The sequence below is a fragment of the Eubacterium sp. AF15-50 genome (assembly GCF_934835595.1).
Lineage (GTDB): Bacteria > Bacillota > Clostridia > Lachnospirales > Lachnospiraceae > Eubacterium_G > Eubacterium_G segne.
Genome location: NZ_CAKVZL010000102.1, coordinates 1 through 6,898 on the forward strand (window position 1 = coordinate 1; position 6,898 = coordinate 6,898).

Consider the following 6,898-nt stretch of genomic DNA (forward strand, 5'->3'; position numbering starts at 1 on the left):
CCGGTATTTTCCTGCCAGTTTTTTATAGTAACCGTAACCTTCTTATTTTTTCTCTTTAAGGTAATAACCGGCTTGACAGGTTCTACATTTTCTGCATAAGTGTCAGTGTTTTCCGGCTGACTTGTGTTCTGGTTGTTTTCTACCGCATAAATTGGCTGCACATTGTCCAACAATGTTGAGATTGCGAGCAATAATACTAGTATTGTCTTTAATATTCTTTTTTTCATAAAACTAACCCTCCTATTCAACTCTCTTGTACCGTAATGCCCTCCCTACATCACCATATGAATTTGCTCTCTCTTGCCAACTAATTAATAGAATAGCTTGCCGTCTTCATCTAACTCCTTCAATACTATTCTATATCTTTTTCGTATCTTCAGCTTTTTATTTACAAGCTTTCCGGATTTGACTTTTAAAATTATTTTTCCGTTTTTCATAATAAGCATCTTCCCGTATAATGCAGGTACTTCATAATCACATCTCATCTCGAATTTTACATTATAACTTTTACGAACCTTCGTGTTATGATTTACTGTTTTTCTTATGCACATTAGCCGATACAAATTACCATTACCCACACCAGGTTCATCATAATCCCTCACCTTAATAAAACATTCCCCTTTAAGTTCCAATAAATAAAAACATCTTATTCCTTTTCGCCCCATATATTGGTTATTGTTTTTCAGGTATTTATGCATAACCTTATATGCATCAGACCAGTTGTCAGCATTAGTCAATCCATAATCTAATGTTTTCTTGGCAAAGTCACTAAATACGGTTTTGCCATTTACTTTTTTCGCTGCCCTTACTTTTACCCTGCATAATTTTCTTTTATCAAATTTAAAGGAATATTTATTTTTTTTAATTGTCTTAATCTGTTTGTATTTACCCCTTTTTTTCACGTAAACCTGATATCCGGTATTTTCCTGCCAGTTTTTTATAGTAACCGTAACCTTCTTATTTTTTCTCTTTAAGGTAATAACCGGCTTGACGGGTTCTACATTTTCTACATAAGTGTCAGTATTTTCCGGCTGACTTGTAGCTAAATTACTTTCTTCTGCATACACCACTTTTGTACTTCCTATTGATTCTGCAACACTTAATGATAAAGCTACAATCAACACTAATGATACTGCCCTTTTCATACAATTCCCCTTAATAAATTTTTTCATAAAACACCTCCGTTCTTAATTATCATCCTCTTATAATTAACAACGTATGAAAATTCATTTCGGAACAATATTTTTTGTAAATTTTTTGTTGTTTTTTTGTAAACAAACTATTAAATCTGTTTTTATGCTTTATTTTTGATAGCAATTATGCTTTTTCTCTTATTTTTCATAAAAGTCTCTTTCATCAACTACAGCTAGTTTTTTCACTTTCATATCCTCTATGAGAATAAATCGCTGATTTTGCAAAAAAATTATTAACTGGTCTATCTCGCTCTCTTTCCCCTGTACTTCCATTTCAACTGTTCCATCATAAAGATTTCTAACCCATCCCGTAAGACCTAAAGCTCTTGCCTTATATACTGAATAATATCTAAAACCTACTCCCTGAACTCTTCCATAAAAAATTATATGTTTTCTAACCATCTTATCCATCCTTTACCTATCGCTTTTATAAAACCACTACTTTTTCAAGACAATTATGCTCTGCTCCGTTCTTCAAATCGACAACGAAATCGTCTATGTCTCCCTTTAAGTATTCCTCTAATTTTCTGTTGCCATCCCACTTTTTAATTATAATCTCCTGAATATATTTATTAAAGTGTTTAGTTAAATCTTCTCTTGAAAACTTAATTATGCCACTTTTCAGTTTAGCATAATCTTCCTTTTTCGCCTTATTCATAAGGTTTTTACCAATAAATATACATGCTAATGTGTGTCGTAGCATAATATTACATATATTATAAAATTATTTTGGTCAATGTAATTAGAATCACAAAAGCAAAGGATGATTTTTGGAAGTATACTTTCTCCCAATTCCACCCTTTGCTCTTCCTTCAAAGTTTCATTTTTCGATTTTGCCAGTACCCGGGCATCCTCCATTGAAAGGGTAAGTCCAAATTTTTCCGTATATTCGTTTACCCTAAGAATATTTTCCACCTGATACTTTTCCATTAACATTACAAGCTATTTTTTGCTCTCCATAAACACCTCACAATATATATTAGTTTGGTGATTATACCGCCATTTTCAGGCAAGTAACAGTCTTGAAAATTATAGATTTTTGTGATAATGAAAAGACATATTACTGTTCATGATAGCCTTTTTCATCATAAACAATGTTTTTCCCCTCCATGTCCGTGTATGAATATGTACGATTATTCCAATCCATGGTAAAAAATTTATCAAGAATTTTCTTATCCTTATTATGAAAACCTGAAACCGTTATCTTCTTATTGGTTTTGTCAATAGTTACATATTCTTCTGACATTCTGCTGTAGAACTTAACAGCATCGTCAAAGGATACATTGTCAAACATAAATCCCACCAGTGAATCTTTATCGTTATCATATAATTCTGATATCTCTTTACTTAAATTCACACTTGCAGGCGTAGGTATGTAAATATCATTTCTCACTGCACCGTTTATGACACTACAACAACAATCTGCGCAATAAACATTGTCTTTTTCTGATTTATAAATTACATAATAATTATTATCATTGTAAAACAATTTTGCTTTATTCTTATAATTATCTGTGTAATAATCGTAATTTTCTATAAAATCTTTGGGATTTTCTTTTTCAAAATCATCCAGACTTTTGGTTGAATAAAATCTTGTCCAACATTCACCATAGTTTGTTTTGATTCGTTTTTCATCATTTATCTGACAAATTGCATATCTGTTATCTTTTCCATTCCAGTTGCTAACATACACATTTGCTTTTCCTTCACTATTAAGCCTAATTATTACCCCGGCTATTACAGCTATCAATACTACCAATGTGCATATTATCGTTATTTTCTTATTTACCTTCATCTTTCCTCCCTCGAATTTTTCATTTTTGCCTTTCTGTTATTTGTTTTTGTATAAAAACACTTTTATTTATTATTTGTATGATACCTTAATATGCACATATTGTCAATTTTAATATGAGAATCGAATTTACCCGGTTCATTTTCCATATACCTATCAATTAATTACAAATTGGTCAGCAATCTTGCTTTCATGGGAAGTAGAAGAATCATTACTTATAACATTTCTGTCCCATAAATAAACTTCCTTTGGTTCACTAACATCAGTTCCTTCTATGTTATAGGAATAATAGATAAACATCTTGTTCTTATGTTTTATAAATCCGCCATCTTCACCTATGGTACCGGTTCCCATATCTGGACTGACAAAAAACTCAAACCGTCCATATCCATCTTGTTCTTCACAAAAGGTTTGTTGATTTTTCGGAGATTCGTTTGTAAAAACTTTTCTCATATCTGTGTCTTTTGAAGTCAATTCAAATTTGAAATAACCCTTATGATTTTTTGTATCTATGGCAGATTCTAATAATTTTATTTTGTATCCGTCTATTGAGCTAACATTCTCTGAATATGTATGAGTTGCAAGATTTTGGGATTTTATATTAAAAAATTCGTCTAAGGTCTTTTCCCTATTAACAATATTATCATCCACCACGCCGACTACCGTGTCGTCAGTAATTATATAAAAAATAATATTTGCTGCAAAAATAACGATTAGCAATGTAAATATAATAATCAATGCTTTCTTCATGGATTTTATTCCTTTCAAACTGATAAGTATTTTCTAACTTATATGATTATAGCATTTATTCGGCTTTACATTAGTTAATCGTTACTTAATTATTTTAATTTGTTGATTAATTTAATTAACTTAGTTCTCCCTGTTTTAAAAACTTAATGGTAAATCCCCCATACACCACAATTCCAATTACAACTTCTGCTACCAGTAAAAACAGACTTCTTATATTCGTATTTCTTACCAATACTTTAAATATTATAATAGCAATTCCCATTATGAAAGTTCCTACCAAAGGCTTTAAAATGGCATTTTTCCAGTGGATTTGTGGCGATATTTTTTTCTTAATAAATACTGCATTTAAAATCAATATAAGCAGTGGAAAAATAATATCTCCAATAAGTAATCCGTAGGCTCTCAAATCCGTATATTTAATCATAAATACAACCAACACGATATGTACACCCAAGGATATTCCACTGTTCATTACAGGTACCTTAAAATAATTACATCCCTGAAGTATTGACGTTGAAATAGTTGAGAATGAATATAAAACTGCCGATATACTACCATACAATAACAGATTTGCAGCCAAATTATGTAAACTTCTCAGATTTGGAAAAAGCACTCTCATTATTTCATCAGAACATAATGTAAGACCTGCTGCTGCCGGCAATACTACCATGCCTGTCATTTTAATAAGTTGAGCTATATTATGATTAATTTTCAACTTATTTTTCGTGGAAAATGCCGTAGTCAGTTTAGGAATAACGGAAACACCAAATGCTGTAGCCATTCCAATTGGCAAATTTATCATTTGGGTATATTGCGTATTAAAAACACCCTGCAAATCAGTGATATACGTTTCCTTAAAACCCTTTAAGCTCATAATATCAGCGAAAAGATAATCATCCACCGTATATCCTATCTGGTAAATTGTCTGACTTAATATTATTGGAATCATAAGGGATAATAATGACGCAAATATTTCTTTTACCTCAGTATAGGATACGGACATTCTGATTTTGTTTCCGGAATTATTTTTATAATAAATTATCATTACGCAAACAAGTGCCGCCATTGCCCCTGCACATGTTCCCATGGTTCCACCCATTGCTCTCAATGCAGCTTCATTATTGCTCCCAATAATCAAAACTGTAATTTGTCCGGCAGCAATGATGCTTACTACTGCATTAATTATCTGCTCAATAATCTGTGACAGTGCAGTTGGTACCATATTCCCATATCCTTGGAAGTAACCTCTAAAGCATCCCAAAACTGAAACGATAAACGTAGTAGGTGCCAAAACCTTCAATGGCATTTCCAATCCTGTTTTGTTATACACTCCTGCCAGCCCATCCGCTCCAAAATATAATCCCATTGCAGCCAATGCTCCAACGATAACTGAAACCAGCATTGCCACCCTGAAAACTTTAATTGAATCTTCTTTACTTCCTACTGCTGCCTTTTCAGATACCAGTTTTGAAACGGAAATCGGCATACTGTAGGAAGACAGTGTTAGAACAATTCCATAGATTCCAAATGCCACAGAATATATACCATTTCCCGTATTTCCCAATATATTTGCCATAGGTATTCTGTAAACAAATCCTATTATTTTTGTAGTAAGCCCGGCAGATGCCAATATACCTGCCTGAATTGCTAATGATTTTTCTTTCATATTAAGTATTTCCTTAAAATTCGTATTTCCTGTAAAATTGCCTGTGCCAATAAATCATTTTAACACATATCGTATAATTTTAATATATTCCATTCTATATACAACAAGGAAGCATCCGTCACCAATGCTTCCCTGTTACCTCTGTCAATTTTCACTACTTCAAATAAGCTGATTTCATATAACCGACAGTTCCCCTGTATCTGACTTTTGCATATTTCCCTTTTACAAACATTACTTCCACCTTTTTGCCATTTGGCACTTTCCTAATGGCTCTTGTCTTGGTTCGATTCCATATTCGTAATCCCTTTCCATTGCTAACTTTAGCTGTCCATGATTTTCTAAAAGTATCATAATCTTTGTATTTCTTTTTTAAATACAGCGGAGTGTCTCCCCATTCTCCCAAATAAAAATGTGGAATATCCACCGGGCTGGTCCAATCACCTCTCCAGGATAATCCCACACTTTTAGTTTTCGCAATTTTTGCGACTTTTTTAATTTTATTTTTCTAAAATGCCAAATCCTTTGCCTGAATTTTATCTTCTTCACATACTCTGCGAATTACCCTGCAAGGATTTCCGGCAGCCACCACCATTGATGGAACATCTTTCGTCACAACACTTCCTTTGATTACTTCCTTACCTCATAAAAAAGCCCAAACATAATAGCATTACCCATGAAATAATTGCCATAAAAATACCTATTAAGCACAAGGTAATCAAAAGCCACGGTGCTATTTTTTGTCTATTATATATACTTGATACAATAATGATTATTCCTATAATAATCATTATTACAAATAAAATCATATAACCTTCCATTGTTTTCTCATCCCTTTATCCCAATCCATAATTTATCTCCTAAATTTTATTGCTTTTTAGGAGATAAATCAATATTTAGGATATAAAATTCCTATTTATATAGTATTTCTTCTTTAAACCAGTGTATTCTTACAAATCTTAACTTAAACTTTCCACTTCCCTCTTTTCTATCCTTTTCAAAAATGCATATCCCACCAGACAGGCTATAATCTCTGTTATTGGAAACGCCCACCAAATCAGCGAAACTCCCATATGACCATTTCTTACGGCAACAGAAAAAATTCCTGCCAGAGGTAATATAATAACCATTTGTCTAAGCAGAGAAATTACAAGGGATGCTATACCGCCCTCTAATGCCTGATAAATTCCCTGATATGCTATGTTGATTCCGGCAAAAATAAAGCTAATTGAAATAATCCTCATTGCACTGATAAAATACTCCCTTGACTGTCCTGCATTAAACAATGTTGCAAACGCCCCCGGAAATATTTCCGTAATAAGGACTCCTAAAATCATCATGATTCCCGTATATATAAGGCCGTATTTTATTCCCGCCTTGATTCGCTTTTTATTTCCCATTCCATAGGCAAAAGCTATAATCGGCGTAATGGCATCTCGTAGTCCAAATGCAAGGAACAACACGAACTGCTGCACTTTATAGAACAGACCATACGCAGTC

10 protein-coding genes and 1 pseudogene are annotated in these 6,898 nt (G+C 32.7%); all 11 read right to left on the reverse strand.

The genetic code is table 11. The features are described 5' to 3' along the window. The coding region (locus tag Q5O73_RS09430) for a hypothetical protein (protein WP_302669556.1) at positions 1 to 227 on the reverse strand (227 nt) is incomplete at its 3' end. Positions 228 to 311: 84 nt separating this feature from the next. After that, the gene (locus Q5O73_RS09435) at positions 312 to 1,172 is read right to left on the reverse strand and encodes a hypothetical protein (protein WP_302669557.1); all 861 of its coding nucleotides are present in this window, start codon (positions 1,170 to 1,172) and stop codon (positions 312 to 314) included. Positions 1,173 to 1,331: 159 nt separating this feature from the next. Then, positions 1,332 to 1,604, reverse strand: coding sequence for an acylphosphatase (locus tag Q5O73_RS09440; protein WP_302669558.1), 273 nt, complete (start codon positions 1,602 to 1,604; stop codon positions 1,332 to 1,334). A gap of 16 nt (positions 1,605 to 1,620) precedes the next feature. Continuing rightward, positions 1,621 to 1,896 carry a DUF6179 domain-containing protein gene (locus Q5O73_RS09445; protein WP_302669559.1) on the reverse strand — a complete coding sequence of 92 codons (276 nt, stop codon included), beginning with the start codon at positions 1,894 to 1,896 and terminating at the stop codon, positions 1,621 to 1,623. Beyond that, positions 1,878 to 2,123 (reverse strand): DUF6323 family protein, encoded by a 246-nt coding sequence (locus Q5O73_RS09450; RefSeq protein ID WP_302669560.1) that lies wholly within the window; start codon positions 2,121 to 2,123, stop codon positions 1,878 to 1,880. Before Q5O73_RS09450 ends, Q5O73_RS09445 begins: the two co-directional genes overlap by 19 nt. Before the next feature lie 130 nt (positions 2,124 to 2,253). Then, complete coding sequence (locus tag Q5O73_RS09455) at positions 2,254 to 2,988, reverse strand: hypothetical protein (RefSeq protein ID WP_302669561.1); 735 nt, start codon at positions 2,986 to 2,988, stop codon at positions 2,254 to 2,256. A 153-nt stretch (positions 2,989 to 3,141) separates the two neighbouring features. Further along, entirely contained in the window at positions 3,142 to 3,735 is a 594-nt protein-coding gene (locus Q5O73_RS09460) for a hypothetical protein (protein ID WP_021952017.1), read from the reverse strand. 115 nt (positions 3,736 to 3,850) lie between these two features. After that, positions 3,851 to 5,401, reverse strand: coding sequence for a polysaccharide biosynthesis protein (locus Q5O73_RS09465; RefSeq protein WP_302669562.1), 1,551 nt, complete (start codon positions 5,399 to 5,401; stop codon positions 3,851 to 3,853). Between the two features lie 154 nt (positions 5,402 to 5,555). Then, positions 5,556 to 5,861 carry a hypothetical protein gene (locus tag Q5O73_RS09470; RefSeq protein WP_302669563.1) on the reverse strand — a complete coding sequence of 102 codons (306 nt, stop codon included), beginning with the start codon at positions 5,859 to 5,861 and terminating at the stop codon, positions 5,556 to 5,558. 45 nt (positions 5,862 to 5,906) lie between these two features. Then, positions 5,907 to 6,023, reverse strand: a pseudogene (locus Q5O73_RS09475) (sugar O-acetyltransferase); the annotation flags it as partial. A 334-nt stretch (positions 6,024 to 6,357) separates the two neighbouring features. Beyond that, positions 6,358 to 6,898, reverse strand: a 541-nt coding sequence (locus Q5O73_RS09480; RefSeq protein WP_302669564.1) for an MATE family efflux transporter, incomplete at its 5' end; no start/stop codon positions are given.

What these genes read in the sequence shown, in the direction of transcription:
- Q5O73_RS09435 (WP_302669557.1), bottom strand. Translation starts at nt 1,172, where the DNA reads ATGAAAAAATTTATTAAGGGGAATTGTATGAAAAGGGCAGTATCATTA.
- Q5O73_RS09440 (WP_302669558.1), bottom strand. Translation starts at nt 1,604, where the DNA reads ATGGATAAGATGGTTAGAAAACATATAATTTTTTATGGAAGAGTTCAG.
- Q5O73_RS09445 (WP_302669559.1), bottom strand. Translation starts at nt 1,896, where the DNA reads ATGCTACGACACACATTAGCATGTATATTTATTGGTAAAAACCTTATG.
- Q5O73_RS09450 (WP_302669560.1), bottom strand. Translation starts at nt 2,123, where the DNA reads ATGGAAAAGTATCAGGTGGAAAATATTCTTAGGGTAAACGAATATACG.
- Q5O73_RS09455 (WP_302669561.1), bottom strand. Translation starts at nt 2,988, where the DNA reads ATGAAGGTAAATAAGAAAATAACGATAATATGCACATTGGTAGTATTG.
- Q5O73_RS09460 (WP_021952017.1), bottom strand. Translation starts at nt 3,735, where the DNA reads ATGAAGAAAGCATTGATTATTATATTTACATTGCTAATCGTTATTTTT.
- Q5O73_RS09465 (WP_302669562.1), bottom strand. Translation starts at nt 5,401, where the DNA reads ATGAAAGAAAAATCATTAGCAATTCAGGCAGGTATATTGGCATCTGCC.